The sequence below is a fragment of the Pseudomonas sp. JDS08PS003 genome, assembly GCF_045013505.1.
Lineage (GTDB): Bacteria > Pseudomonadota > Gammaproteobacteria > Pseudomonadales > Pseudomonadaceae > Aquipseudomonas > Aquipseudomonas protegens_B.
On sequence record NZ_CP120724.1, the window covers coordinates 3,542,839 to 3,568,411 of the forward strand.

26 protein-coding genes are annotated in these 25,573 nt (G+C 62.3%); 13 read left to right on the top strand and 13 right to left on the bottom strand.

Annotated elements, in window-relative coordinates; translation table 11 throughout:
- Positions 1-82: 82 nt before the first annotated feature.
- Together P7C00_RS15935 and P7C00_RS15940 are read right to left on the bottom strand one after the other, a co-directional pair.
- Positions 83-1,099, bottom strand: coding sequence for an MFS transporter (locus tag P7C00_RS15935; protein WP_404939883.1), 1,017 nt, complete (start codon positions 1,097-1,099; stop codon positions 83-85).
- Positions 1,100-1,390: 291 nt separating this feature from the next.
- Positions 1,391-2,098, bottom strand: coding sequence for a peptidoglycan DD-metalloendopeptidase family protein (locus P7C00_RS15940; RefSeq protein WP_346632952.1), 708 nt, complete (start codon positions 2,096-2,098; stop codon positions 1,391-1,393).
- Positions 2,099-2,353: 255 nt separating this feature from the next.
- On the opposite strand from P7C00_RS15940, the gene P7C00_RS15945 reads away from it, so the two are divergent.
- Together P7C00_RS15945 and P7C00_RS15950 are read left to right on the top strand one after the other, a co-directional pair.
- Positions 2,354-2,575: a PLDc N-terminal domain-containing protein gene (locus tag P7C00_RS15945; RefSeq protein ID WP_346632953.1), complete on the top strand. Its 222-nt coding sequence runs from the start codon at positions 2,354-2,356 to the stop codon at positions 2,573-2,575.
- Positions 2,576-2,628: 53 nt separating this feature from the next.
- A complete protein-coding gene (locus P7C00_RS15950) occupies positions 2,629-3,150 on the top strand; it encodes a hypothetical protein (RefSeq protein ID WP_346633060.1) in 522 nt (173 codons plus the stop codon).
- A gap of 27 nt (positions 3,151-3,177) precedes the next feature.
- Here P7C00_RS15950 and P7C00_RS15955 read toward each other — a convergent pair whose 3' ends face one another.
- Both P7C00_RS15955 and P7C00_RS15960 read right to left on the bottom strand, forming a co-directional pair.
- Positions 3,178-3,720 (bottom strand): histidine phosphatase family protein, encoded by a 543-nt coding sequence (locus P7C00_RS15955; RefSeq protein WP_404940001.1) that lies wholly within the window; start codon positions 3,718-3,720, stop codon positions 3,178-3,180.
- A 17-nt stretch (positions 3,721-3,737) separates the two neighbouring features.
- A complete protein-coding gene (locus tag P7C00_RS15960) occupies positions 3,738-4,808 on the bottom strand; it encodes an SDR family oxidoreductase (protein ID WP_346633062.1) in 1,071 nt (356 codons plus the stop codon).
- Positions 4,809-4,987: 179 nt separating this feature from the next.
- On the opposite strand from P7C00_RS15960, the gene P7C00_RS15965 reads away from it, so the two are divergent.
- A complete protein-coding gene (locus P7C00_RS15965; protein WP_346632954.1) occupies positions 4,988-5,869 on the top strand; it encodes a LysR family transcriptional regulator in 882 nt (293 codons plus the stop codon).
- A 19-nt stretch (positions 5,870-5,888) separates the two neighbouring features.
- On the opposite strand, the gene P7C00_RS15970 is transcribed toward P7C00_RS15965, so the two are convergent.
- The 6 genes from P7C00_RS15970 to P7C00_RS15995 form a co-directional block, all read right to left on the bottom strand.
- Positions 5,889-7,889, bottom strand: coding sequence for a U32 family peptidase (locus tag P7C00_RS15970; RefSeq protein WP_404939885.1), 2,001 nt, complete (start codon positions 7,887-7,889; stop codon positions 5,889-5,891).
- A 124-nt stretch (positions 7,890-8,013) separates the two neighbouring features.
- Positions 8,014-8,394 (bottom strand): RidA family protein, encoded by a 381-nt coding sequence (locus P7C00_RS15975; protein WP_232642144.1) that lies wholly within the window; start codon positions 8,392-8,394, stop codon positions 8,014-8,016.
- A gap of 59 nt (positions 8,395-8,453) precedes the next feature.
- The gene (locus P7C00_RS15980; protein WP_404939887.1) at positions 8,454-9,593 is read right to left on the bottom strand and encodes an HNH endonuclease; all 1,140 of its coding nucleotides are present in this window, start codon (positions 9,591-9,593) and stop codon (positions 8,454-8,456) included.
- Entirely contained in the window at positions 9,586-11,475 is a 1,890-nt protein-coding gene (locus tag P7C00_RS15985) for an AAA family ATPase (RefSeq protein ID WP_404939889.1), read from the bottom strand. The genes P7C00_RS15980 and P7C00_RS15985 overlap by 8 nt, the downstream gene beginning before the upstream one ends.
- The gene (locus P7C00_RS15990) at positions 11,476-13,119 is read right to left on the bottom strand and encodes a restriction endonuclease subunit S (protein WP_404936816.1); all 1,644 of its coding nucleotides are present in this window, start codon (positions 13,117-13,119) and stop codon (positions 11,476-11,478) included.
- Positions 13,116-14,960 (bottom strand): N-6 DNA methylase, encoded by a 1,845-nt coding sequence (locus P7C00_RS15995; protein WP_404936817.1) that lies wholly within the window; start codon positions 14,958-14,960, stop codon positions 13,116-13,118. The genes P7C00_RS15990 and P7C00_RS15995 overlap by 4 nt, the downstream gene beginning before the upstream one ends.
- Before the next feature lie 261 nt (positions 14,961-15,221).
- Here P7C00_RS15995 and P7C00_RS16000 point away from each other — a divergent pair, with 261 nt between their 5' ends.
- From P7C00_RS16000 to P7C00_RS16035, 8 genes are all read left to right on the top strand, one after another.
- Positions 15,222-15,833, top strand: a complete 612-nt coding sequence (locus tag P7C00_RS16000) for a helix-turn-helix transcriptional regulator (RefSeq protein WP_346632960.1) — start codon at positions 15,222-15,224, stop codon at positions 15,831-15,833.
- Positions 15,834-15,857: 24 nt separating this feature from the next.
- Positions 15,858-16,670, top strand: a complete 813-nt coding sequence (locus P7C00_RS16005; protein ID WP_123728234.1) for a ubiquinol-cytochrome C chaperone family protein — start codon at positions 15,858-15,860, stop codon at positions 16,668-16,670.
- 47 nt (positions 16,671-16,717) lie between these two features.
- On the top strand, positions 16,718-16,861 hold the full coding sequence (locus P7C00_RS16010; protein ID WP_185073911.1) for a hypothetical protein: 144 nt from the start codon (positions 16,718-16,720) through the stop codon (positions 16,859-16,861).
- Positions 16,862-16,929: 68 nt separating this feature from the next.
- Positions 16,930-18,159 (top strand): hypothetical protein, encoded by a 1,230-nt coding sequence (locus P7C00_RS16015; RefSeq protein ID WP_404936818.1) that lies wholly within the window; start codon positions 16,930-16,932, stop codon positions 18,157-18,159.
- Between the two features lie 92 nt (positions 18,160-18,251).
- On the top strand, positions 18,252-19,280 hold the full coding sequence (locus tag P7C00_RS16020) for a radical SAM protein (protein ID WP_346632962.1): 1,029 nt from the start codon (positions 18,252-18,254) through the stop codon (positions 19,278-19,280).
- Entirely contained in the window at positions 19,277-20,122 is an 846-nt protein-coding gene (locus P7C00_RS16025; protein WP_346632963.1) for a histidinol-phosphatase, read from the top strand. Before P7C00_RS16020 ends, P7C00_RS16025 begins: the two co-directional genes overlap by 4 nt.
- Before the next feature lie 2 nt (positions 20,123-20,124).
- Positions 20,125-21,261 (top strand): hypothetical protein, encoded by a 1,137-nt coding sequence (locus P7C00_RS16030; RefSeq protein WP_346632964.1) that lies wholly within the window; start codon positions 20,125-20,127, stop codon positions 21,259-21,261.
- A complete protein-coding gene (locus P7C00_RS16035; protein ID WP_346632965.1) occupies positions 21,258-22,052 on the top strand; it encodes a glycosyltransferase in 795 nt (264 codons plus the stop codon). Before P7C00_RS16030 ends, P7C00_RS16035 begins: the two co-directional genes overlap by 4 nt.
- A gap of 25 nt (positions 22,053-22,077) precedes the next feature.
- Here P7C00_RS16035 and P7C00_RS16040 read toward each other — a convergent pair whose 3' ends face one another.
- Complete coding sequence (locus tag P7C00_RS16040; RefSeq protein WP_404936819.1) at positions 22,078-23,541, bottom strand: glycosyltransferase family 9 protein; 1,464 nt, start codon at positions 23,539-23,541, stop codon at positions 22,078-22,080.
- Positions 23,538-24,158 carry a TetR/AcrR family transcriptional regulator gene (locus tag P7C00_RS16045; RefSeq protein ID WP_404936820.1) on the bottom strand — a complete coding sequence of 207 codons (621 nt, stop codon included), beginning with the start codon at positions 24,156-24,158 and terminating at the stop codon, positions 23,538-23,540. The genes P7C00_RS16040 and P7C00_RS16045 overlap by 4 nt, the downstream gene beginning before the upstream one ends.
- A 138-nt stretch (positions 24,159-24,296) precedes the next feature.
- Between P7C00_RS16045 and P7C00_RS16050 the strand changes: the two genes are divergently transcribed.
- The gene (locus P7C00_RS16050; protein ID WP_346632968.1) at positions 24,297-24,740 is read left to right on the top strand and encodes a nuclear transport factor 2 family protein; all 444 of its coding nucleotides are present in this window, start codon (positions 24,297-24,299) and stop codon (positions 24,738-24,740) included.
- Between the two features lie 9 nt (positions 24,741-24,749).
- On the opposite strand, the gene P7C00_RS16055 is transcribed toward P7C00_RS16050, so the two are convergent.
- Entirely contained in the window at positions 24,750-25,010 is a 261-nt protein-coding gene (locus tag P7C00_RS16055) for a hypothetical protein (RefSeq protein ID WP_346632969.1), read from the bottom strand.
- A gap of 216 nt (positions 25,011-25,226) precedes the next feature.
- On the opposite strand from P7C00_RS16055, the gene P7C00_RS16060 reads away from it, so the two are divergent.
- On the top strand, positions 25,227-25,568 hold the full coding sequence (locus P7C00_RS16060) for a hypothetical protein (protein WP_404936821.1): 342 nt from the start codon (positions 25,227-25,229) through the stop codon (positions 25,566-25,568).
- Positions 25,569-25,573: the final 5 nt, after the last annotated feature.

Here is a 25,573-nt window from a genome sequence, read left to right on the forward strand (position 1 = left end):
GGGGAATCGGCACGGCATTGAACAAGTAGATCGTCATGTAGAAGTAGGCGATGAGCTTGCCGTGTCCACGGCCCACGGCCAGCTAGTTGATCAGCCGGGCACTGCCGACAAAGATGGCGCCGTAGGCATAGCCGCCGACGATCAGGGCCAGCACTGCCAGGAGCAAAGAGCCCTGGTAGAAGGCCATCAGCAACATGACGAAGGCGAGGTTCTGGCACAGCAGGCCACTCAGCAGGGCGCGCCGGGCCTCGAGGCGCTGGCAGAACAGCTGGCTGGCCCCGGCGATCAGCAGATAGGCCGATAGGCCGTAGCCGAACGCTGCGTGATCATGCAACCCCAATAACTGCTCCGCAGCGCCGGGACCGATCACGAACACACAGGCGGCAAACGACCAGCTGAAAAACACTGACCAGGCGCACAGGTGATAGGGCACACCAATGCCTTTCAGGCTCTGGAGCAAGCCGGGTGCCTTGATCGACGGCGTGTCGGCAACGGCCGTCGGCACGGTTGGCGATGACGGCCAGCATCCCAGCACCCCCAGGATAGCCACCAGGCCCAGGAACATGATCAGCCAGAACGGCAGCGCCCTGGGATAGCAGTCCAGTTGCAAGGCGGCCCCGCTGAGCAGCGGTCCCAAGGCCAGCCCCACGACCATCGCCAGGGTGGCCAGCAGCGCCGCGAGCTTGCCGTTGTCGGCTGGACCGAAGCGCACCAGCGCCATGTTGATACCGGCGGTCATCGCCCCCGAACCTACACCAGCGATCAGACGCCCCGTACCCAGTTGCCACAAGGAACTGCCCTGGGAAAACAGCCAGGCGCCAAATACCACGAGGGCGGCGGAGGGCACCAAGAGTCTGCGCAGATCCTGCAGGCGCCCGGCGAACCCGGCTAGGGTCAGCAGCGACAGCAGGACGCCCACGCCGTAGACGCCGAAGATCAATGTCAGCTCCACGGCACTCAACTGCAGCTGTTGTTTATAGAAGGGGTACAGCGGCGTTGGCGCGCTGCTGTTCATCAAGGACACCATCAGTGACAGCGTCAGAAAGAGTAGAAACACCGGTGACGGCGCTTTATTGCAGGCGTGCGGATGCGTGGACATGACTTATCCGGTATGTGCATGACTGTAAAAGGAGCTCGACGAAGCGAAGGGAAAATGGGCGGGCAGGTTATCGGACGCTCGATAACCGAGGTGCTTTGCCGGACAACGCTCGGGATAGGGTAGTGAGGGGCGAGGGGGTAAACAGGCCTTTCAAACCCTGATGCAAATGATAGCGCCTGGCCCGGTCACTACCATGCTCGAAACCCCTGAGTTCATTTTCCTGCGTCCAGTGCGGCGAAGCGGTGCGGGCAATAGGGCCGCTCGAACGTCATCGCCGGCGAGCGCCTCGACTCAACCCGGCGGCAGCAACCGCAACGGGTCCACCGGTACGCCATTGGCGCGGATCTCGAAATACAACTGGGCGCGGTCGGTGTCCTGGGACCCGGCCTCGGCAATCTTCTGGCCCTTGATCACCATCTGGCCTTCCTTGACCAGCAGGCGGCTGTTGTAGGCGTAGGTGCTGGTGTAGGAGGGACCGTGCTGGAGGATCATCAGGTTGCCGTAGCCGCGCATGTAGCCGGCGAACGCTACCTTGCCGCCCAGGGTGGCGTGGATCGGCTGGCCTTGGGTAGTGGCGATGCGGATGCCCTGGTTGAGCTTGCCGGTGGGGGAGAAACGACCGATCAGCACCCCGCGCAATGGCCAGCTCCAGCCTTGCAAGGTGACCTTGGGCATCGGCGGGGCAGGCGGGGCGGCCTTGCCCTTGCTCTTGCTGGCGGTGCTACGCGACTTGCTGCTGACCACCCGGGTGCTCTTGGCCGCGCCGCCGACCCGCAGCACCTGGCCGACTTCCACGGTATAGGGCGCCTTGAGGCCGTTGAGCCGCGCCACTTCCTTCCAGTTGGTGCCGTTGCGGCTGGCGATCGAATACAGCGTGTCACCACGCTTGACCCGATATTCACCGGCCTTGAGGGGCGCGGTGCCGCCAGGGCTGGAGGAATTGGAGCTGCAGGCCGTCACCGCCAGCAGTAGTGCAATCAATAGAAGTCTTACCAACACACGGCAACCATTAAGTCCTGATAAAGCCCTGCAGCTCGAGCTGCCCGCGACGCGCCAGGCAAGCCGGCAACTATACCTGTTTGCGGCTTGAGAGGCGCGTTATAGACCGCAACATGCAGCGTTAAATTCAATCAGGATGTCACTGCGCGCAGGTTCTTGTCCGTCGTTTCCCTGCCCGGGGGCTGCGACCGTGCAAACTTAATGAACCCTCGCTCCCGCCGCCGACCTAAGGCAGTTCAGACCGGGAGGAACTCCATGCATATCGAATACATCTGGATCACTCTGGCAGTGATGGTGCTGCTGGCTGAACTCTGGGCCATCAAGCGTTTGCTCAGAAGCGGTGCGCGGGCCGAAAACAAGGGGCTGTGGATCGTCGTGATCATCTTTGTACCCTTGCTGGGGCTGCTGCTCTGGCTGTGCATCGGCCCCAAGGAGCTGAGCCGTGACGCCTCGGCGTCGCATGTTGGCAAAAGTTGAGACGCAGCGTTCATTGCATAAGCCAGGAAGACCGCGCCGTGCCCAGAATCCTCATGTCCCAGGTGGATGAAGCCGAACTCAGCGAGCACAACGCCAAGATGTTCGGCTCACCCAAGGAGCGCCTGGACTTCTACCGCCGGGAAATCCAGTACGAAACCACCATCCTGGCCAACCGCACCGACGCGTACCTGACGGCTCAGGCCTTTCTGGTGATCGCCTTCGCGTCCTGCATGGCCAACCTCAATCCGGAGTGGGGCAAACTCTTTACCCTGTCGGTGCCGCCGTTTCTGGCGTTGCTGGGAATCCTCAGTTCCCTCAATGCCTGGCCGGGGATCAGGGCCGCGTACGAGATCATTGATCACTGGCACTTCAAGCAGAGCCACCTGCTGCACAGCGAGCCGCTGATGGGCCTGGCCTACGACGAGTCGCCACTGTTCTGCGAGAGCGAATCCAGCCACAAGGGCTATCGCAAGTCGTTGCTGTTTTCCATGCGTTCACCCTGGTTGTTCGCGGTGTTCTGGCTGCTGTTGGGGAGCTGGGCGGTGTATATCCAGGTGACCAATCCGGGAGCCTGAAGGAGGCAGGACCAAGGGCCGCCCCCCTCAGACACCATCACGCCGATAAACCGTCGCACTCCAATAGCGGCTGCCGGTGCGTTCTTGTCGACGCCAACCAGCGCCAGCCAGCTGTTTGCCAATCAGGCGATTCATCCAGCCATGGCCGAGCAACAGCACTGAGCCGTCCTGGGTCAGGGATTGAAGTTGCAGCGCGGCGGCTGCCGCCCGACTCCGAGCCGTAGTGGCGGTTTCGACGTGCCTGGAGTAACCGCACAGCCACAGGACTCGAAGAATGGACGCCCAGGCAATAGGCGACAGGCGTGGTTGTCGCCAAGGACCATAAGGCAGTTGCGCCTCGCAGAACAGCGGGTCCACCAGGGTCGGTTCCAGCCCCAGGGCCCGGACGGAGGCCAGCGCTCGAGGAGCGCTGCTGGAGACAATCACCGCTGCGCTGGCGGCCAGTTGCAGACTGGATGGCGGAGCAGGGTGCGCGGTGATTGCCGAACGATCGTAGTCCTGTATCCAGCCCTGCATGTCGAGTGCTGAAATCCGCTCGGTGGTTATGCCTTCGGGTGGACCGTGACGCATGAGGATGATGGTGCTGTTCAAGGTCTGGTTGCGTCCTGCTCGGTGCGGTTCGATGAGTGGGCGGCCGGTGCCCGCCTGGCCAGCCAGCCGTGGTCCTGATACCAGGCCAGGGTATCGCTGATGGTGCGTTCCAGGGTGCGGAAGCTCAGGTCCAGCTCCTGTTCGCTCTTGCTCGGGTCGAAGCGACTGCGCCCGGCTTCCTGGCGCATCAGGCGCACGGTGGCCAGGCTCAGCAACACCGGCTTGCCGGTCAAGCGCGCATAGAGTTCCTGCGCCGCCGCCAAGGTATACAGCAACGGTACTGGCAACGTCCGCACGGGAGTCCTGACGCCGGCGATACGTCCCAGCAGCGGCACCAGCTCTGCCATGGTCATGTGGCGGCCCGCCGCCAGGTAGCGTTCGCCCCTGCGTCCCTGGCGCGCGGCAGCAATCTGCGCCAGCGCCACATCGCGGGCGTCGACCACCGAGAAACTGCCTGGAACCAGGCCGGGCAGGCGGCCCAGCACCACGTCGTTGAGCAATTGTCCGGAGGACGTTGGCCCGATGTCGCCGGGGCCCCACATCCAACCGGGCAGCACCATGCAGGCCTGCATCTGCGGATGGGTCTCGAGGAATGCCAGCACTGCTTGGTCGGCGAGAATCTTGCTGCGGTAGTAGGGGTCCGCATCGGCGGGGTCACGCAAGCAAGTCTCATCGATCAGATGACCGGGCTCGCCCTTGAGCACGGCAATCGACGAGGTGTGGATGAAGCGGCGGATACCGGCACTGTAGGCCCGCTCCAGCAAGCGCTGAGTGCCCAGGACGTTGATCCGCTGCAGTTGTTCCCAGTGACTGCCGCCCTTGTAGTTGTCGCGAAAGAACGCCGCGGTATGAAACAGCGTGTCGCAGCCATGCAACGCGGCGGCGAACCAGTCGACATCGGCCATGTCGCCCACTACCAGTTCCAACCCTCGCAGAGCACCGAACTGTTGTTCACCCTTGGCTCTTGAACGTACCAGGGCTTTGACTTTGCAGCCTCGGGCCAGCAGCTCCCGTACCAGATTGTTGCCCAGCAGACCGGTGGCTCCGGTGACAAAGGTGTAGTGCATTTCAGGGCGATAGCCGCTATCGGTGGCCGCTTGGGTGCGGTGTTCGGGGGCAGTGCTCATACAGTCCGTTCCATGGGGTTCGAGGGCGCTAGATATACCTTGGCCAGCACCACGGAAAAACAGCGAGTCCTGCATAATGGCTTTGCGAATTTGCAAAGCGACAAGCATGGAGTAGGGCTTTGGAAGCGAATTGGGATGATCTGCGCCTGTTGCTGGCGGTCTGGCGGCGCGGCAGTTTTCTGCAGGCCGGGCAGCTTCTGGGGGTAGCGGCCTCGACGGTATCCCGTCGCTTGAGCCAATTGGAAGCGGCCCTGGGCGAGCCGCTGCTGCAAAGAGGCGTCGAGGGCTGCTGGCTGACGCCTCGGGGGCAATCACTGGTGGAAGTCGCCCTGGCGGCGGAGGAAGGGTTGAGGCGCCAGAGCACGCTGGGCCTCCCAGAGTCGCAGGGCCAATTGCGCGGCAGCATCCTGATCAGTGCAGGCGAGGGCTTTGCCCCTTGGGTGCTTGAGGCGGCTCATCGGGTGACCTCGATTCATCCAGGGTGCTCGGTGGAGCTGCAGGTGAGCGCCGAGTTTCACAAGCTCGCCCGCGGCGTGGCGGACATCGCGGTGCGCACCGCGCATCAGGGTGAACCTTCGCTGATCTATCGGCCATTGGGCAAGCTGGAGTACGGCGTGTTCGCCAGTGCGGAGCTGTTGCACAGGTTCCCGGACATCACCCCGGCGTCGGCCACCACCATCGGCCTGCTTCCTCCCCTGGATAACCTGCCGCAGATGCGCGCGGCCAAGGCCGCTGGTCTTGAGGGACGGCAGATCAGGGTCAGTTCGTTCACGACGCAGGTCGAGGCGGTACGGCGGGGGATGGGGATTGCGGTCATGCCGCGGATTCTGGCGAGCGATCTGGTGGAGCTGTTTGCGTCGATGGCGTTTCCAGCGATGGAGATCTACCTGGTAACCCGGCCTCAAGCCTTGAAGCAGGCTCACATCAAGCACTGTTTCGCGGTTCTGGAGCAGGTACTGGGTGAGGCACTGTCGACTGAAGCAACCGGCGCAATCCCTTAGGGCTGCGCCGGTGCGTCACTCAGTGTGGCGCGCGAGGGATGGTCTTGAGCAGGTCTGCGGGGCTGATATGGCCGACGACGGAATCGGCGGCGCTGCCCGGCAGCGGCAGGTCGAGGATGTGGCCCTTGATCTTGCCCACCACGTGCATCTCGCAGGGCTTGCAGTCGAACTTCAGGGTCAGCACTTCGTCACCGTGTACCAGTTGCATCGGCGCCACCTTGGTGCGCACGCCGGTCACGCCCTTGGCCTGCTTGGGGCACAGGTTGAAGGAGAAGCGCAGGCAGTGCTTGGTGATCATCACCGGTACGTCGCCGTGCTCTTCGTGGGCCTCGAACGCGGCATCGATCAGTTGCACGCCGTGACGGTGGTAGAAGTCACGGGCCTTCTGGTTGTAGACGTTGGCCAGGAATGACAGGTGTGACTCCGGGTACACCGGCGGCGGGTTGCTTTCGGCCTTGCGCCCGCCCCGTGGATGAGCGGCGACGCGGGCCGTGTCCAGGGCCTCGATGACTTCCCGGCGCAGGGCCTTGAGCTGGGAATTGGGGATGAAGTATGCCTGGGGCGCATCCAGTTTGATGTCGGTGGCGTGGTAATGGGTGGTGCCCAGTTGCCCCAGCAGGTCCTGCAGTTGCCCCAGGGCCTGCTCCGGTTTGTTGGCCACGCCGAACGGACCGTCCAGGGCGACGCTGGCGCTGATGCCTTCTTCGCTGGTGGCGGTCAGTTCCAGACGCTCTTCGCGCAGACGGGCCAGCCAGGACAGGCCAATGCGCCGCTCGGCGGAAGTGCGGGTCAGGGCCTGCTGCCAGTTGTGGTCGAGGTTGCGGCTCAGCGGATGGTTGGGACGCAGGCGCTGCAGGGCTTCGGGCATCTCGTTGGGCTCGACCCGATAGCGGTAGCGTTTCTCGCCGTCTTCTTCGAATTCGCCGCGGGCTTCGGCGATGTTGGCGCGGAAACCCACCACTTCACGCTTGACCAGCAGGTTGAGGCCGTCGCCATTGGACAGCGGCTCGAAGGTCACCACTTGCAGGTCGCGCTTGCCGACTTTTTCCACGGTGCCCACTGGCAGCCCGGTGAAGGTCGGCGAGTCGAAGGCGCCGATGTCGATCTTGCGCTCGCTGACGAAGTAATCGGTGCTGCCCCGGTGGAAGGTCTTGTCCGGATCGGGGACGAAGAAGTGCGCGGTGCGGCCGCTGGAAGCGCGGGCCAGGTCCGGACGGTCTTCGAGAACGTCATCCAGGCGCTGACGGTAGTAGGCCGTGATGTTCTTCACATAGGCCATGTCCTTGTAGCGTCCCTCGATCTTGAACGAGCGCACGCCGGCTTCCACCAGGGCGCGGATGTTGGCGCTCTGGTTGTTGTCCTTCATCGACAGCAGGTGCTTCTCGTAGGCGATCACGCCGCCGTGCTCGTCTTTGAGGGTGTAGGGCAGGCGGCAGGCCTGGGAGCAGTCGCCGCGGTTGGCGCTGCGACCGGTCTGGGCGTGGGAGATATTGCACTGGCCTGAAAAGGCCACGCACAAGGCGCCGTGAATGAAGAACTCGATGGCCGCGTCGGTTTCGGCGGCGATGGCGCTGATTTCCTTCAGGTTCAGTTCACGGGCCAGTACCAACTGCGAGAAACCGGCCTGATCGAGGAACCTGGCCCGCTCCAGGGTGCGGATATCGGTCTGGGTGCTGGCGTGCAGCTCGATGGGCGGAATATCCAGCTCCATCACTCCCAGGTCCTGGACGATCAACGCATCGACACCGGCGTCGTACAACTGGTGGATCAGCTTGCGCGCCGGCTCCAGTTCGTTGTCGTGGAGGATGGTGTTGAGGGTGGTGAACACCCGCGCGTGATAGCGGCGGGCGAATTCCACCAACTGGGCGATCTCGCCCACCTCGTTGCTGGCGTTGTGACGGGCGCCGAAGCTCGGGCCACCGATGTACACCGCGTCGGCGCCATGCAGGATGGCTTCGCGGGCGATGGCGACGTCGCGGGCGGGGCTGAGCAGTTCCAGGTGATGTTTGGGCAAGGACATGTTTTTTTAATCAGGCTTATCAGGGTCAAGGCGCGCATTGTAGCGGCGAAACGCTTGCCCGGCACCCGTGTCCTGCCAGGTGGCGGCCGCGCCGGGTGCGCGGCCACCGGATAGCGTCGACGGATCAGGCCTTGGCGGCCATCGCCGTGACTTCCACACGCATGCCTTCCACCGCCAGAGCGGCCACGCCAACGGCGGCGCGTACCGGCCAGGGCTTGGCGAAGAAACGCTGGTAGACCGCATTGAATGCCGCGCGGTCGGCCATGTCGGTGAGGTAGATGGTCAGGTGCATGACCCGGTCCATGGAACTGCCGGCGCGCTCCAGGGCCACTTTCAGTGCCTGCAGGGTGCATTCGCTTTGCAGGGTGATGTCCCCCAGCTCCAGGCTGCCGTCGGCGCGGGTCGGGATCTGGGTCGAGACCAGGATGCCGTTGAACGCGGCGACGTCGGAGGAGATGGAATCGGCGTCCGGGTCGGGGGTGAAGACGAGGTCTGGGTTGGCCATGGGAATCTCTTGTTCGAGGGGAAAAAGGTTCGCAAGGATGAGTGGGTGCCGACTGAAGTTCAAGTTGCGAGCATCTTTTTACGGTCCTCAACCAATGCATCGTCCAGGTCGCGCTTCCAGGCGGCAATTCGCCGAGGGTCACACAGGGCCTTGGCCAAGGCCTGGTGCACTTCATAGTTGGGTTCGGTTTCACTGAGCCCGTCGGTCCAGTCCTTCACCTGTTGATAGATGCTTTGGAGCGGCGTTGGGACATCGTTTTTTCGCTGACGGGTCAGGATGGATTTGTACAGCTTGCGGTTCTCGCCCTTGAGCTCTCGGGTCCAGCGATCTTCGAGGTTCAGGAGGGTGTTCAGGTTGGCCACCCTTTGAGTGTCGGCGGTGCGAGTGCTGCTGAGGGTGATGCCAAGTTTGTCGTCATCGAATTCCAGCTTCAAGGTTCCGGCAGGGTTGCGCTTGTAGGGGTGGAACCACTCCTGGAACGAACCGGCGCTGTGTACCGCGCGTGCAGCCTTGTTCTGCGGCCCGTTGCACTCGCCGCAGATGGGCACCAGGTTTTCCGCGCACACCGAAAGCAAAGGGTAGGCGCTCTTGGGAATCCAGTGATCGACCGAGATATTGCGCAGTTCGCCACCACACATCACGCAGACATGCCGGGCGTCCGAGTGCTTGTCGCCCTTATGAAACTTGAGAAACTCATCGCGGAAATCTTCATATTTCAGTAACTGCTTCTTGTCGCTGGTCGGCGTGCCGTTGGACAGATAGGGCAGCCCGTCCTTCAGCCCCTTGTTGTAAAAGGCCTCCATCAGGTCCTGGAGATTTTTCTTGTGGGCATCGCCTTGGGGATCTCCGGTAAAGGGGTACTCCAAGGGAATGGTCGCGGTGATGGGTGGCGACTCGAAATATGCTCCGATCCGGGTAGTCGCATGAATCCATTCCTGCAAGCGAGCCTTTTGAGTGGTGTCGAGTCCAGCCAGATGTTCGGCGCGCTCCAGAAGCTTGCGCTCCTTGAGCTTCTTGTTCAGAAAGCCCCAGAGCCACAGGCCTTCTTCTCTACTGGGCATCTCTGCTTCCAGCTGTGCCTGGGTCAGATCTGTCACCCCAGTGGTGGGCCGGCACAGCCACAAGGCGAACTCCTGAATCAGGACCTGGCAGGCGCTCAAGGCCCTGGAGCAATCGATGGGAGATATGGGCTTAATCAAGGGCACCATCCGGGTTGGATTTGCTGAGTTTGTGTTTGTCGATCAGATCCTGCAAACCCGCTTTCAGGTCGGATGCCCCGACCTTTTCGATCAGAGCATGGATGGTCCGAGTATCCTGATTCTCTTCCCAGCGGTTGAGCCGGGTGCGTAGTTCGGAGCGATAGAAACCGGTGCCCAGCCGATTGATCACCGCTTTGAGCTGTTCCACGTCCTGGTCGGTGGGGGTCTGCACCTGTTTGACATACTCGAGAAAGGCCTCGATACGCTGCTGTGCTCGGCTGCCGATGCTGTCTTGCGTGTGAAACAGATTCATCATCAGCGCCCCGGGATCGGTGGCGAAGGTGCGGGTGCCAACCTGATTGGCTGAAGAACTGCCGTCCGCTCCCTTCTTGATAAAGATGATTTCTTCATCGAACACATCCGACAGCACGATGGCCGAATGGCTGGCGATCAGCACGCTGTTGGCGTCCTGGCCCATGGCCTGCTCGATATTGCTGACGATTTCGCGTTTCCAGGCGTCGTTGAAGTGGGTTTCCGGCTCGTCGAGCAGCAGCAGGGCGTCCTGCTGGCCCGCCAGCAGGTGGAACAGCGCCCAGCGCCGCAACACCATCTGTTCGCCATCGGAAAGGTCGGCGTAGCTCATGACCCCGCTGTCGCTGGCGAACTCGTCCTCGGGCTTTTCGTTGCGCCGCAGTGACATTTCGATGCCGTCGATCAGGCCTACAGCCAGCCAGCGCGACAGTTCGTTGAAGCGACTGAAGGCACTCTGGCCGGCTTCGCCCAGCATCAGGGTCAGGGCCTGTTCCTGAGTCGTTGCCTGCTGCAGTTGCGGGTTCAGGTACTGGTTTTTGCCCAGAGCCGGTAGTGGGGCACCCACATCAAAGTGCAGCACCCGCAGGCGATTGGCGGGGTCGGATTGGTTCAGCACCTCGCCGGCCACCAGCATCAGGTCATGCATTTTGTTCTGCAAGGCCCGGGGGGCAGCCAGGGCCCGCTCCAGGTCCAGGCACAAACGTACACTGACCAATCGATGCCAGCCGGCCTTTTCGAACAGGCCGGCCAGCCCCCGATCATTCTGTTGCGGCTTGCGTTGCTGCATCAGGTCCTGCAGGACCACGGCCAGCAAGGCTGCATCCGGGCGACCGTCGCTGAGCAGGATGGGGCGGTTGAGCTGGTCGCTGGCGTCGTCAGTGCTGTGGGGCAGGGGACTGGGCTCCCGAGGGCCCGGCTCACTGGCATCCAGTGATGCTTCGTCATGGTGAGTCCAGCCTACGGGACGCTCCAGCTCGAAGGGGTAGCCCTCATCAACCTTGAAGCGCGAAGCGCTGCTCGACTGCTCAAGGGGGGGACGCCAGATATCCTGCCAGGCCCTCCAGGAGCCGGAGGTGTAGGCCAGCACCCTTGGCAGCAGGTCCGTCACCGCCTGCGGGTAGCTGCCTTCCCTGACCCGGGCAATGAATGGCAGTGGTTGCTCCGGGGCGGTCGGCTCCGTGCCCAATCGCTGGATGGCCGCTTCGAACGCCTTGCCGTCGGTGCTTTTAGCAAAGGGCGCGTCCTGCGCCAGCCACAGGCTGGTGGACGCATTGGAGCCTGCGCTCTTGAAGATCACCGTGCGCAGGTTGCCGCTGGCTGCGGCGCCCAGTTCATAGACCAGAGTGAAGGCAAACCCCGGCAGCTTGCCATCGGCCAGGGCGATAAAGATCGAGGCGATGGCGCGCAGCAGGTGGCTCTTGCCGCTGCCGTTGAGGCCCACCACAAAATGGATGGCACAGGGCGCTGCCTTGTCCTGGATAAAGGCGTCCCAGGGGGCATCCTGGGCGAAGCTCACCTTGAGGTCGCTCAGGGGTGCATAGAGGTTCAGACTCAAATAACGCAAACGCATTTATTGCCCCTTGTCCGAGCTTGCACGGTTGTCAGTGAAACGCTTCAGATCACTTCCCCGGTTGTCTTCCTCGGCGTGGCCCGACGCGTTGAGTCGACAGGCCCTGAAGGCGGTCATGAAGCGGCCATCACCGTGGCCCCCGGCACCGGGAATGCCGACTTTGCGGATCAGCCCCAGGGCCGTGATCTGCTCCAGGGCGCGGCGCAGGGACACCTCGGAGATCGGGGTTTCCTGGTTAAACAGCGGATGGCGGCAGAAGGCGTCGACGGCATCCTGGTCATCGATCAACAGCGCGAACGGCAAGTTGCTCAAGGCCTCCCAGACCCGCGCCTGAAAGACCGACAACTGCGCAGCGACCCGTGCACGCGCGGTGCGTTGTGCGGGTGTTGCCCACCCCAGCACCGGGCGAGGAGCCAGGCGCGGGGTTTGCTCGACTCGGTGTGGAGCAGGGTTTTGCGTGGATCGTGTTTGGCTGCGCCACTTGCGGGAAAGACTTGCGGAGAAGGCCTCGGTCAGCATGGCTGCTGCCAGCATCCGAGCCTTCTCCAGAGCATCGTGCAGCTGTTGGCGTGGGACCTTGTGCAGCAGGTCGACAATGATCTGCTGCTGCGCCAAGGGCGGGAGTGGCAGTTCCATGCGCTCGAAGAGTGATCGGGAGACCATTCCGCGATCACTGATGCTTTGCACCTGTTTACCGAGCCAGGACAGCCCCATGAAGCAAGCCAGGTACTCCGGGAGGACCTTGTTGTTTGGCCGCAGCACCTGGAAAGCACTCGACGCGAAAGGCGTGGCTGATTTCTCCTTGGGGACAACGAAGGCGCTGCCACTTTCGCCAAAACCCTCGGCCAGTGCGAACAGCACATCGTTGGCCTGGACTTCGATGCAGGACTTTCTCAGCGTCTCGAACTTGACCTTGGCGGGCTGCACCTGCCCGGTTGCCCGATCAATGCTTTCGGGGGTGAAGAGAAGGACTCTTGCCGGCCTGCGGCTCTCCCTGGGACTGTGCCTTGGTGGCCTGAACTTGCAAATGGACGACATGGTGACCCGGGGCCAGGCCTGGGCCTTGACCCCGGAAACCAGCAGCTCCAATGCCAGGGCATCGGACAGGTGAGCGGCTTTATGCAGCGCTTCCTCGTAAGGCCTCAACGAGGCTTGCTGCAAGAGGTCGACAAGGTAGGCCTGCTCATCGAGGGGCGGCAGCTGCATTCTCAGATTGCGGAAGAAACTCAGGGGAATGCTCAGCTGGCTTTGAGTTCCCCGGTTGGTATCCAGAGCGGCCTGCTTGAGCCAGGGCTGCTGGATGAAATGCAGCAAAAAGGCCGGAAGCACCTGAGGGCCCGGACGCAAGGCGAGAAAGTGCTGGGCAACCCCGAATTCGGTGGTCAGCCCCGACATGATCCTGGCTTGCATGACATCCCGCCCACGGGTGGCGATCAGTACATCCCCCTCCTGAAACAGCGCGCCCTGTGAAGATGTTTCGCCATAGGGGCGGATATTGGCGGTCGGGCTCTGTCCGTCCAGATCGCCGAGTGCCGAATTGGGGTAGAAGCTCACCAGCACTTCAGGGGCCGGACGCAGCGCACGGGGGTTGAGTTCGCAGACGTCCAGCAGCCCGACTTCCCTCCAAGAGGGAGGAAAGCTCATTGCACCTCTCCAATCAGCTTGCGCAACTGGCGCAGGCGCTCAAGGACATCGACTTCTATGGCCTCCAACTCATCGATCAGTTCCAGGGCCGAACGTTCCTCCGTGGGTTTTGGTTGCTCGATGACCTTGTAGTCTTCGAGGTCCAGGCTCCAATCGTTACCTTCGATGCAGTGTGGGTCCAGGAGGCCCGGGCGCAACTTGTCATTGATATAGAGCCTGGGCTGCATCACTTCCACATAGGCGGAGCGGACCTGTCCCTGCTCATCGTGAGAGCCGTGGATCTTGTTATTGACCAATCGCCATGCTGGCTTTTGCAGCCAGCGGCGTACCGGAACCAGCCACTGCTTGAGCTGGGTCGCTTCGCGCTTGGGGATCGCATCGAGGGACGCCCAACTGGCGTCCTGCCAAGTGTCCGGCCGGAAATACCGCTCCTTGCCGGCATCCCACACATGTTCACCCTTGTGACGCTGTCGGAAATGCACCAGGGCATCGAACAAGTCGTTATCTGCGCCAGCGGGCAGCTCATCGCGCTTGTGGTCCATCGAGTAACCATCCTGGGTGACTTCATAGAACCAGACCGCATCGGTTTTCGGTTCCTTGCTGAATGAAGTCGATGCGCCATTGAGCCCGGTGACCTTGCGCACCACCAGAATCGCGGCCTCAATGCCGGTATAGGGATTGAAAATCTCTCCCGGCAACAGGATCACCGCCTCCACGTGATGCCGGGACAGCAGCTCGCGGCGCAGTTCAACCTCGGCTTTCGAGCTGCCGTACAACAGGCTCTGGGGAATGATCAGCGCCGCGCTGCCTCCGACCTTCAACAGGCTCAGTGCACGCCAGACAAACAGCAGATCAATCTTGTCGGACTGATTGACCTGATCCTCCCGGGTGTAGCTCGGCAAGTACTGAGTACCTGCGGCTTCCTCCGGATCGATGCGGCCACCAAAGGGCAGGTCACAGAGCACGAAGTCGAAACTTTCGCTAAGCAAAGGCTGTGCAGGCCCCTGGAAGTCAGTCATGACCAGGCTGTTGCCCTGCATGAACTGCGGCAGTTCGATGCCGTGCAGCAGCAGGTTCACCCAGCCAATCCGTGCCAGGGCGTGACTGAGGTCTACTCCCACCAGGCCTTCGCCAATCGGCGCCAGGCGTTTGCTCCGGGCTAGCGGGCCGGGCGCATCGGCCAGCATGTAGTGCAGGGCGCTGACCAGCAACCCGCCGGTGCCGGCCGCGGGGTCGATGATCCGCTGCCCGGGTTTGGGGTCCAGCAAGGCCACCATGAATCGGGTGATATGCCGTGCGGTGACCAGTGGGCCGATCCTGCTGTTGGCCGAGGCCTCGGTGAACAGGTGTTCGAACACATCGCCGGATGAGAAACCGTTCTTGCTCTGGCGTCCTTGATAGGGGAACAACTTATCGATTTCTATAACCAGGGATTTGAGCGCCTGGGGTTTGCTCAGGTCGAGCTGAAAGTAGGCGTCGCGCAGCATGCCGTTCAAGCTCAAGCGCCTGGCCAGGGACGGATAGTCACTGATCATCAGTTCCAGTTCCCGCAGCCACGGAAACACCACGCCATTCAGGTAGCTGCCAGGGTCCTGGTGTTGCAGCAAGGTGTTCCAGAACGAAGGGCGCTCGTCGAACAAGTTCTCATCATCAGGCATGAGCAACTGGAAGATCGACGGCAACCCATCCTCATCCGGCTCAGCGGCCATGCCATCCAGGCGCTTGAGAAATATCAGGCAGGCAATCTGTTCCAGTGCCACGTAGGGCGAGGCGGCCAACCCGGCGCCAGAAACCAGGTCCCAGAGTGAGGCAACTTTTTTCCGGATATCAGCAGGAAGCATCGTAATCCTTTGCGATTGAGGTCGGGGGCAGCGAAAAGGTGGCAAGTATAGGGGGTTTGCTGCGGTGCGATAACAGCACAGGGCTATCGTGCGGTGCGCCCGCAGGTCGGCACCAGAGGCCGTGTTTTCGAGCATTTTGGCCATTTATGGAGTGTTTGCACTCCATATTCTTTAGCAAATGGAGTGTATAGGCTCCAAGTTTGATATCCATTGGCCACTGCTGCGGATATTGTGCGTCCATCAAGTTGCAGGACGACAGCCATGGATACCAACGCATCAGCGCAGCCTCTGCCCAGGACCCTGGGGCAATGCTTCAGCGACAACCTCAGCGCGGTACTGGCGGTGGCCGGTGAAGCCCGGGACAACCACGCACCGGGTGCTTTTTCAGCGGTGCGCATGCAGCGCAGGACAGGGATCGCCCGCAGTACCCTGCGCGCACTCAAGTCGGCCGAGGCCAATCCGGATCTGAGCACCATCAGCCGCCTGGCCGATGCCCTGGGTGTGCCGCCGGCTTTCCTGCTCATGCGCCCGGAAGATTGGGAACAGTTGGCGGCGGCCATCGGCGACAGCGGCGATTACCTGGCAGCGGCCGACAAACTGCTGCGCGAGGAGCGCCTGGAGGCGAGAAATCCGGTGGAGAAGGTGTTGCGTGAATGCAAGGTCCATCCGGATGCGCGGCCCATTGGAGTGGGCGCATCGCCCGAGGTCAGCCGGGTCAACGCCAGGGATGAATGGCGGCGGCGCAGCTGTCTCAAGTTCGATGCGTTGATGCTGCGCCAGACTCGTGCCCCGCGGACTCGGGTCATGCTGACCGCCATCGCCGGTGCGCTGGTGAGCCGAGCGACCCCACATAACCCCAGCAACGACCAATAAACTTTTTTAAAGAGGAGTCGCAGCATGCCCATCATCCACGACCCCGATCTTGCCGATGTCCTGATGAGCGCCGCCGCCGACGATGTCAGGTTGCTGATCGATGTAATCACCGACAACGGCAAGGGTCGTATCTCTCTGTCGTCCTCTGTGTGTCGCCAACTGACGGCGGCCAAGGACAGCGAGCTCAATGAGCTGGCGCGGGCCATGGTGGCCGAAGAACTGACCCGCTTTGGCGGCAACTCGATGATGAACATCCTCCGGGGTGGGAGCGGGGTGCCGTACCGGGAGCTGTTGAGCGACGTCGCCAGTCATGTAAAAGCCTCGAAGAACGACACGGACACCTGCGCCCAGATGGAAATGACCATCATCGGCAAGGTGCTTGAACAGTCCATCGGCCGGATGAGCGAAGAGGACAAGGCGACCTTTTTTGAATCCATGGGTACCACTTACCGTCCGGGCATGGGCCCTGGAGCCCTGGCGACCCTGATTGCCACCCTGAGCGCCTCGGGGCTGGGTTCCTACAACGTGGCCGCCCTGGTGGCGAGCGCGACCCTGAGCAGCCTGGTGGGCAAGGGCGTGGCTTTTGCGGCCGGCTCGACCGCTCTGGGCCGGGGCCTTGCAGTGCTCGCCGGGCCAGTGGGCTGGGCCATCACCGGCATCTGGACCGCGTTCGATCTGGCCAGCCCGGCTTACCGGGTGACGGTGCCCTGTGTGATTCAGATCGGCCACATGCGCCAGAAAATGCTGCTCAAGAGCACCTGTCCCGGTTGTTACGCGCCGATCACCCCAGGCAGCAATTTCTGTGGCCGTTGCGGTGCCCGGCTGAACCCGGGATAAGCGCACGGCCCTGGTCTACCACGCCATCGATAAAGGAAGAGTTCGCCATGAATCCTACGATTTCGCCCCTCGAATTCCTGCTGGTCAATGTCATCTGTTTCGCCGCGGGCGCGGCAGCGGCTGGCGCTATTTACCTAGGGGCCAAGGCCTTCTACGCCGCTGGCCGGCGCTCGGCGCACAGTGCCTGTTGAGCCCTGTATCCATTGAAAGGCTCGACCGTCTGCGTTGGGCGTATTGATTGAAATAAGGATCAGATACCGTGTATACCAACGACCACGCGACCCGACTTGTATTCCTCAACACCGAGGCCGAGCGCATTGCCTCGAGCATGCAGCGCACCCAGGACAAGCTGGACTGGTTGAACGACTTTGACAGTGCCCAGAGCCACTCCAGCCTGGCCCAGTTGAAGCGCGAGATGCGGGCCTCCCGGGAGCGCCAGGGGCAACTCGAGCAACTGCTCAAGTCCAATCAAACCCAATTGGACAGTGCCCAGGAGCAGGCCGCCGCCGGATTCAATCCTGGCCACTGGTTCTCCACCGAGCGCAGTGTCGCCAAACGGCTGGTGGAGACGTTGACGGTGCGGATCAAGGCGCTGCAACGCAACCTGATCGACGTTCGCGCCGAGCTCGTCGAGCACGGTGCGCAGGAGCAGCGTCTGGAGCAGGACCTCAAGCGCTACCGCAGCTTCGACCCCCTGGAAGCCCAGGCATTGATGGCCCAACTGCGCGATGAGCAGGGGCAACTGAAGCTCACCATCGAGCAGACCCGCAAAGCCAGCGAGCGCTGGGAGGCCGCCGCCGGCCAGGTTTCCCGCGAATGGCAGAGGGCCAAGAGCACTCTGGAACGCCTCGAACGGGACATTGCCGAGGCCGACGCATTCTATGAGGCCTTGAATCAGGCCCAGAGCGCTCGGGAGCGCGCGCAGATCCACGAAGCCTGCGCCCGGCACTTTGGCTCGGGTAACAGCAGCCCGCGCAGCCTCCTCAAAGACCTCAAGTACGAGCAGCGCAAGGTGACCCAGGATGCCGACAAACTGCAGCTGCGCCTGCGGGACGTGGTCCGTCTTCTGCAGAACGAGATCGGCACGCTGATCGTCGACGGCAACAACCTGTGTTACGCACCTATGGAGAACGGCCAACGGCGCTTTATCGGCCTTGTGGCACTCAAGGCGCTGGTGAGCCACCTGTGCGCCACTTACAAAGTGACCCTGGTGTTCGATCCAGGTATCCGCCAGCAGTTGAAGATGGACGACGGCGCCCTGCAAGCGGCCTTTCCCAACGCCACCGTGGTGGTGATGAACGACAAGGCCAAGGCCGACGAAGCCATTCTGGCGGCCGCCGAATTCGACGAGAGCGCCTACGTCATCAGCAACGACCGCTATGCGGACTTCCCGGAAATGGCCAGCGTGCGCGAGGGCAGGGTGCTGACCCACATCATCCACCCACGCTCGGTACAGATTCAGCAACTGCAGATCAATCTCCAGTACTGACCGGCATCGGCAAGACCCTTGACGACCTGCTCACAGGATCTGCGTGATCCTGGGGCCAGGTATTTGCAAACCATTGGAACGAGTCAACAGGCATGGACCTCCAAGGACATCTGCTGTACATCGACATCACCCAGATCTGTGGCATCGGCTGTGCGTTCTGCATGTACGCCGACAAGCACAAGTCGGGCATGAGCATGGAACTCTCGACCCTGGCCCGGGAGAACCTCGCGGCCCTGATCAATGCCCCCGCCGTGAAACGGATTTCCATCAGCGGCGAAGGCGAGCCTCTGAACAACGCCAAGGTGTTCCACGAGATCCTCGGGCTGTCCCAGGGCGGCAGGAGCTTCGAGTTCATCACCAGTGGTTTTTTTCCCCACGACAAGATGCTCGACTTCTACGAGACCACCAATCGCATCGTGGTGGGCAACGGCGATACCTGCAATATCCGCTTGAGTGCCGACAGCCACCATATCGAGAAAGTCAAATGGCGCGCCCACGGCCTCAGCCTGGATTACCTGCGCAAGCAGCGCCCGGCCGGCCTGGGGTTTTCGTTTCGCTCCATTGACACCGATCGCCAGTTCACCCGGGACTACCTGCTGAGCGAACTGGCCCAGTGGGGCATCCACGGCAGTATCGAGGCGCGCAACGCTCTTGAGGATGTACTGGTCACGGCAGACGGGCGCTTCGGCATCGACTACAAGAATCTGGTACACCCGGCAGCGGACACTGCGCCGGGTTATCTGAACCTGCACGACTACATCGAGGCCATCGAGGCCAAGATCAACAAGCGTTTCACCTTCGGTAGTCTGAACCAGCCACCGCTGAGCAACGGCATGGATGTCACCGTCAAGCCCAATGGCGATGTCTATCTCTACGGCATCGAGAACCAGCGCCTGGGCAACCTGCATTTTGACCGCGTGTGCTGGGAGCAACTGGCCGTCCATGTGCGGGAAACACCACTGGTGCGCACCCTGTATACCCAGCCCCTGGCCGACCTGCTGGCACGCTTCGACAAGATGGAACCGATGCAGTCGATCCTGGCCAAGGCCAACAATCCCTATTGGCTGGTCAAGGAACTGGCGAACCACGATGGCCTGCTCGAACAACTGGTGCCCGCATGATCGATTCCCACAGCCACACTTTCTATTCCAAGCACGCCGTCGGCACGGTGGATGAACTGGTTCGCGCCTCGATCAAGGCCGGGGTGAGCATCCTCACCATCACCGATCACGCACCCTTTACCGTCGACCGCGACAACCGCCTGCGGCTGTCCGAACTCGACCGTTATTTCGCCGATATCCTCCAGGCGCAACAGACCTATCAGGGGCAGATCCAGATCCTGCGTGGCCTGGAGTTCGACTACATGCCCGGTTCCGACGTCTACAACCGTGAACTGCTGGACCGCTACGAACTGGACTTCGCCATAGGTTCGATCCATTACGTCGAAGTGCCCGGCGAGCCCATGGTCAAGGTCTGGGAACTGCCCCGGCTGGCCGGTCAGGCGTTCCTCGATCGTTATTTCGCCGATCTGGAGGCGCTGCTGGACAGCGGCCTGTTTGATGCCGTGGGGCATGCCGACACCTTGCTGCGGGGCGTGCCCGAGGAGGTTGTGCTGCGCCGACTGGAACCGCTGCTGGGGCTTTTTGCGCGCAACGGCGTGGCCTATGAATTGAATGCTTCGGGGCTGCGCAAATCGAGCCTGGACCCTGAGTCGGGGTGCGAGGTGCAGGGGCTGTGGTCCTACCCGTCACGGTTGTTGTTGCCGCAATTGATCGCACACGACGTGGCCTTCACTGTCGGCTCCGATGCCCACGATCCTCGGGATGCTGGTGAGGGCATCCGCGAACTGTTGCACGCACTGCAACCCCTGGGGCTGCAGCGCATCAGCTATTTCCAGCACCGTCGGCGCATCGACGTGCCCCTTGGGGACGCCATGGCCATCAACATGAAGGGAGAGGTCTGACTATGGAGACGACCCTGTCCGATACCTGGACCGAGGCTCAATGGAGCACCCTGAACGCTCTGCCTGTCGATCTGCAGTTGCGCCGGTTCCGTCAGGCGTCGGCACAGTGCCGTCCCCAGGACGTCAAGCTGGGCTTGCGAGCATTCGCCGCGGACCTGTTGTCCCGCAACCTGATCGACATGCCGGAGTACGTGTCGGTGTTGGGTGGCCACGCCTTGAACTGCCTGTCGCCGGGCGCTCCGGGTTCGTTCCGCGACATGGCCAGCGGCGCCGATGCCACCCCTCTGGTACAGGCCTACAGCCGGGCCAAGTACGGCAGCATGCAGGACATCCGCTACTTGGCGTGGCGGTTGATCGAGCACTTGTGCGAGCAACTGGACCAACCCCAATCCCATTGGGCGCGGCTATTTCGCAGCGCCAAGGCGAGCGGCGACAACGTGGTGATGATGACCACCGGCTGGCGCAATGTGCCGTCCACCGCAAACGTGCTGTACGACCTGGTGGTGGAGGAGATCAACGTCAAGCTGGCGCACATGGGGCTGCCGACGATCATCAACGTCAAGCTCCCGCGGATTGCGCCGCCTTGCGAGAATTACGCCAGCCTGAGTACCGAGGAGCGTGAGCGGGTGAATCTGGTCCAGGACCATGTCATTCCCGCTGCGAATTTCTATCGCTGGAGCGGGGTGCATGTGATTTTTGGCGACGATGTGCTGGTCACCGGTTCGACGGCAGACAAGGTGCTGTACGAGTCCCTGTGCAACGGCGCCAAGTCGTTCCAGGCGATCTACCCGGTGGCCATCGATCCACGGGTCGCCCTGGCGGACGCCACGATTGAAGAGCGGCTCAATCATGTGGTGATCAAGCAGGCATTGGACGAGACCCTGGCCGCACTGCTGTCCGAAGCCGGTTACCAACCGATCCTGCGGACGTTGCGCTTGCTGTTTTGCGCCAGTAATCGGCAGGCCCTCGCTGGGTTCCTGCCCAGGGTGCCCATGGACAATTGGCTGCGCCTGTACAAGTCGGCCCTGGGCAACGAGTTCCTCGCGCAGGACGAGTGCGCGCCGTCCCTGGCGCTGCTCAAGCAGTACCTGGCCGAAGCCGGGTTGCTCAGCCCCAATGGCATGGCGGTGCGCCGATGAACTCCGGTGCCGTGCGCTATGTGAGCTACTGGGAGACGGCCCCGGGACAATCGATGCCGCCCTACGTTGCACTGGGGCTGGTTTCGATCCGGCGGGCACTGGGCGACGCCTTCCTGCTGCTGACCCCCGCCACGGCGGCCAGGCTCATTGACCCACAGATTCTCGGCAAGGCATGGGGCTTCGAGCCCCTGGCCTTCACTTTGGCAGCGGGCATCGAGGCCATCGTCGCCAAGAGCGACCTGATCCGCATGGCCTACGTCCACCAGTACGGCGGTGCCTGGGTCGATGCCGACAGTATCTTCCTGCGTGACCCAACCCCCATCCTGTTTCCGGATGGACTCAGCCCCGGGCTGCACTGGTACAACGAAAGCCTGTTCGCCTCACAGCCGGGCAATGCGCTGCTGGCCGAGGCCCTGACTGCCGCCTTGGCGGGCGGCACTCATCACTGGGGCAATCCGGGAGGCATCAAGGACATCGTGCAGCGCCGGAGCAAAGAGCTGGTGCCCATTGCCCCCGCCGTGGTCGACCCCGGCTACCACCCGCAGTACAACTTCGCCAGCTGCGAGGTGATGCACCGCCAGGATTTGCCGGTCGCCGACTTCCTGCTGGCTGACGTGGCCCTGCTCAAGCTCTACAACACCTACTTCAAGCGCACCGCCCAGCGTATCGAGACGGTGGCGCAGTTCCTGGCCGGCGGCACGTTACTGGCCAGGTTGTTCCTGCATATCGAGCCCGATTCCGGCTACTGGCTGGAGGAGACCGAGCGGCTGATCCAGAGCTGCGAGCAGTAATGCCGTTACGGGCCTGCGACAGGGCTCACGCCTCGAGCGCAGCCACGGCACTGGCGCGCAGGTGGACGCGACAGCTGGAGACACCGGACAGATCCAGGCGTGGGGCAATCACTTCATGGATGGTCGGCGTCTGCCGGTGGGGAGAACCGTGGGCGATATACAGCCAGGCAGGAATGCGCAGGGGGCGTTGATCGAGCTGCAACTCGATGCGCAGCAGGTCGAACACTTCAGTGGTTCGACCGCTGGGCGTCCAGGCGAGGGGCGCGCTGCGGTGATCGGGCGCACTGATCACCAGCGGGCGTTGCAGCTCCAGGTTGATGGTTCCGGGGTGGCAACTGCCGACTTCCGGAAAATCCCGGCTGAGCAGCGGCAGCTGGCGGGCCAGGGTGCCGGTGGCCACCCCCAGGCCGGAAACAATGCGAGCCTGGAGCACGAGTTGCGGGCCGGGATCAAGCGCGTCGGCCAGTAGCCTGTGCAGGCCATCGACCACCTCCTGGATGGCAAACCGGTTCATGTCCTTCCTGCCTGTACGTCGGTACTGCGCTACGTCCTGTTGGCTGTAGACCACCAGGGTGGAAGACGCGGGCGGTGGCAACCACGGATTGTGTTCGGCCCCCATGGCCGGGTAAATGGCAATCAGCCGGGTCCCCAGCCCGACGGCCATGTGCACGATCGCGGTATCGACACTGATCACCACCTGGGCGCGTTGCAGGTACCCTGCAGCGTCTCTGGGCGTGGCCAGGTCCTCGAGGGCATGCACATTGTTCCGGGCCACGGCGGCCGCCAGTTGCGCGGCGTCTGCGCGGGTGGCGGGGCTGCAGAGAATCCCCAGGGACTTGTCGGGGCAGGCATCGGCCATGGCGCGCAGCAGTGCCAGCGACTGGGCCTGGGACAGGCTCTTGTCCGCCCGGCTTCCATAGGGGTTGAACAGGATCTGCGGCGCGGCGGGTGGTTGGAAGTGCTTGGGAAGCGGGACGATGTACCGAGACTCGACCGCGCGTGCTCCCAGATCCACGAGCACGCGCTCCAGGCACTGGGCGTAGCTCAGGCCCAGGGTCGCGGCGCCGAACTTGCGATTGACGCAGCGCAGCTCGTCATCGAAGGAGTAGACCCGCGACGGCCGCAGTAACCGCAGAAAGACGATTTCTGCCGGCTGAATCCGGCCCACCAGATGGATCACTACATCCACCTGGCCCAATTGCCCGGCAATCTTGCACAGCTCCAGCAGCCCGGGATTGGCCTGGGTGACTATGATGCGGTCCACGCCAAAGTCCTGTACGTGCAAGGGCGCAAGCTCCGGCACCGTCAACACGGTGATCCGGGCATTGAGCTTGCGCGCCTCGCGAAAGAAGAACGAGGAGACGATCGAATCGCCCAGTTTGGCATCCCACCGGGGGACCACTATGTGCAGGCCGGCAGCGGGCGTTACCGATCCAGGCCGGCGATCCGCCAGCGCTCGGAACAGACAGCGGGCGATGGCCTTCTTCATGTCCGGTTACCGGCCTGGAACAGTTGCAGGAAGCCTTGCAGGGTGCTGTCGACGAAGCGCTGGTCCGAGGTGCCGGCAGGAAAGTGCAGGACGCCATGGATCACCAGTGATGCCAGGCCGTGGGTATAGGACCAGCCGGCGAGGGCGGCCCGGCGGACCTCGGGGTGTTCGATGTCCAGTTCGAGGATCTGCGCAATGATCCGTCGCAGTTCGCCAAAGGCCTGGTTGCGGGCATCGAGCAATGTTGGAGGCATCTGGCCGTTGGCGAACTCGGGGCCGAACATCAGCTGGTACAGCGCCGGGTTGGCGCGGGCAAAGCTGAAGTAGGCCAGGCAGGCATCGCGCAATTTCTGCTGGCCGCTCTGGGTACTGTCTCGGGGCAACACCTGGGCCAATTCGTGAAAGCCTTGAGCCGCCAAGTGACCGATGAGCTCCGCGCGATTGGCGTAATGGTGATAGGCCGCGGTGGCACTGACCCCGACTCGCTCGGAAACAGCCCGCAGCGACAGCTTGGTCGGGCCTACTTCCTCGAGCATGTCCCGGGCCGCATCGAGCAGTTGCGGTGCCAGATTGCCCACGTGGTAGGAATCCCGGGAGCGTGAGGAGTGCTTGGTCATGTCTGGGAGGCCCTGAATGGCTTCGACTGGAAGGCAAAAAAACGCCGGAATCTTATCATGAGCAATAATCTTGACGGCGCTAAGATTGGCTCGTAGCCTGGGTCCCACAACAACAAGACCACTCAAGGAAGCCCCCCTATGTCAGAACTGAAACTGCAACCCCAGGCCGCCGTATCCTTGCAACGCTGGCACGCCATGGTCGCCGGGCAAGACCTGGGTGACTTGCCCGAACTGCTGGACTCCAAGGTGGTGTTTCGTTCGCCCATGGCCCATACCGCCTACCCGGGGGCCCAGGTCGTGGCGACCATCCTTGGCACGGTGCTCAATGTTTTCGAGGCGTTCGCCTATCACCGTGAACTGGCCAGCGCTGATGGCCTGAACGTGGTGTTGGAGTTCAGCGCGCGAGTCGGCGACAAACAGGTCAAGGGCATCGACATGATCCGCTTTGACGAGAGCGGCAAGATTGTCGAATTCGAGGTCATGGTGCGGCCCATGAGCGGGTTGCAAGCCCTGGGAGAGGAAATGGGCAAGCGTTTGTCCGCCTACCTCGCTGCCAGCAAGGGTGCGCCGCCGGCACCCTGAGAACCCGGGTTATTCGAGGGTTTCACCGGCGTCCAGGGTCAGCCAGGACGCCACCACCCGCCGGTCCAGCTCTTCCCAGTCAGCCATTCCCAGCACCCGAGTGGTGTTCAGGCCACGCAAATAGCCGCGCAGTTGATAGGCAACCGCCTGCAGCGTCTGCGGTTCTGTGCTGTTGTCACGCAATACACTTTCATACTCGACCAGATAGTCGGCCACCCGCTCGCGAAATTCCGGCAGGACGGCATCACGGATCAGATCAAAAGTTCTCACATGCAAATCCTTTTTTTAGTTGTAGTTCGGCTGTCAGCCAGTCTGCACGGGGCACAACTATTGGTTCAAGCAATAGTGACAATCAAGCAACACAAGTTCTGCCCGGGTCGATAAGCATGGACAATTGCCCCCGACGAAAAACCTTGATCGCAAGGGCGGCGCCCGTGACGCCGACCCCTTGCGCACCGAACCCGGCTTTATTTCAGGACTTCACCGATGCGCCTTCCATTGATTCCCGCCATGACCCTGGCCTCCTTGCTGCTGGCCGGCTGCGCAACTGCACCGAACGACCCGACCCTGGTCATGCAGACCCACAAGACCCCGGCCGAATACGCCGAATGTGTGGTCCCCAAACTGCAGAGCCGCGCCCAGACGGCCAGCGTCTCGCAATCACAGCGCGGCTACCGGATCGTGGTCACCAGCAAAGTCGCAGCGGACAACGTGCTGGAGGCTTACAAGGCGCCCAATGGTGGCAAGGTATTCCTCTATGAGCGGCATTTGCTGGCCTCCAGCTTCGCCCCGTCGAGCTTCGAACAGACCGCACAAGACTGTCTGTAATCCGC

What these genes read in the sequence shown, in the direction of transcription:
- P7C00_RS15990 (WP_404936816.1), bottom strand. Translation starts at nt 13,119, where the DNA reads ATGAGCTTTCCTCCCTCTTGGAGGGAAGTCGGGCTGCTGGACGTCTGC.
- P7C00_RS16050 (WP_346632968.1), top strand. Translation starts at nt 24,297, where the DNA reads ATGTCAGAACTGAAACTGCAACCCCAGGCCGCCGTATCCTTGCAACGC.
- P7C00_RS16000 (WP_346632960.1), top strand. Translation starts at nt 15,222, where the DNA reads ATGGATACCAACGCATCAGCGCAGCCTCTGCCCAGGACCCTGGGGCAA.
- P7C00_RS16025 (WP_346632963.1), top strand. Translation starts at nt 19,277, where the DNA reads ATGATCGATTCCCACAGCCACACTTTCTATTCCAAGCACGCCGTCGGC.
- P7C00_RS16030 (WP_346632964.1), top strand. Translation starts at nt 20,125, where the DNA reads ATGGAGACGACCCTGTCCGATACCTGGACCGAGGCTCAATGGAGCACC.
- P7C00_RS16035 (WP_346632965.1), top strand. Translation starts at nt 21,258, where the DNA reads ATGAACTCCGGTGCCGTGCGCTATGTGAGCTACTGGGAGACGGCCCCG.
- P7C00_RS15955 (WP_404940001.1), bottom strand. Translation starts at nt 3,720, where the DNA reads ATGCGTCACGGTCCACCCGAAGGCATAACCACCGAGCGGATTTCAGCA.
- P7C00_RS15960 (WP_346633062.1), bottom strand. Translation starts at nt 4,808, where the DNA reads ATGCACTACACCTTTGTCACCGGAGCCACCGGTCTGCTGGGCAACAAT.
- P7C00_RS16045 (WP_404936820.1), bottom strand. Translation starts at nt 24,158, where the DNA reads ATGACCAAGCACTCCTCACGCTCCCGGGATTCCTACCACGTGGGCAAT.
- P7C00_RS15935 (WP_404939883.1), bottom strand. Translation starts at nt 1,099, where the DNA reads ATGTCCACGCATCCGCACGCCTGCAATAAAGCGCCGTCACCGGTGTTT.
- P7C00_RS16010 (WP_185073911.1), top strand. Translation starts at nt 16,718, where the DNA reads ATGAATCCTACGATTTCGCCCCTCGAATTCCTGCTGGTCAATGTCATC.
- P7C00_RS16020 (WP_346632962.1), top strand. Translation starts at nt 18,252, where the DNA reads ATGGACCTCCAAGGACATCTGCTGTACATCGACATCACCCAGATCTGT.
- P7C00_RS15975 (WP_232642144.1), bottom strand. Translation starts at nt 8,394, where the DNA reads ATGGCCAACCCAGACCTCGTCTTCACCCCCGACCCGGACGCCGATTCC.
- P7C00_RS15950 (WP_346633060.1), top strand. Translation starts at nt 2,629, where the DNA reads ATGTCCCAGGTGGATGAAGCCGAACTCAGCGAGCACAACGCCAAGATG.
- P7C00_RS15945 (WP_346632953.1), top strand. Translation starts at nt 2,354, where the DNA reads ATGCATATCGAATACATCTGGATCACTCTGGCAGTGATGGTGCTGCTG.
- P7C00_RS15985 (WP_404939889.1), bottom strand. Translation starts at nt 11,475, where the DNA reads ATGCGTTTGCGTTATTTGAGTCTGAACCTCTATGCACCCCTGAGCGAC.
- P7C00_RS16060 (WP_404936821.1), top strand. Translation starts at nt 25,227, where the DNA reads ATGCGCCTTCCATTGATTCCCGCCATGACCCTGGCCTCCTTGCTGCTG.
- P7C00_RS16040 (WP_404936819.1), bottom strand. Translation starts at nt 23,541, where the DNA reads ATGAAGAAGGCCATCGCCCGCTGTCTGTTCCGAGCGCTGGCGGATCGC.
- P7C00_RS15970 (WP_404939885.1), bottom strand. Translation starts at nt 7,889, where the DNA reads ATGTCCTTGCCCAAACATCACCTGGAACTGCTCAGCCCCGCCCGCGAC.
- P7C00_RS15995 (WP_404936817.1), bottom strand. Translation starts at nt 14,960, where the DNA reads ATGCTTCCTGCTGATATCCGGAAAAAAGTTGCCTCACTCTGGGACCTG.
- P7C00_RS16005 (WP_123728234.1), top strand. Translation starts at nt 15,858, where the DNA reads ATGCCCATCATCCACGACCCCGATCTTGCCGATGTCCTGATGAGCGCC.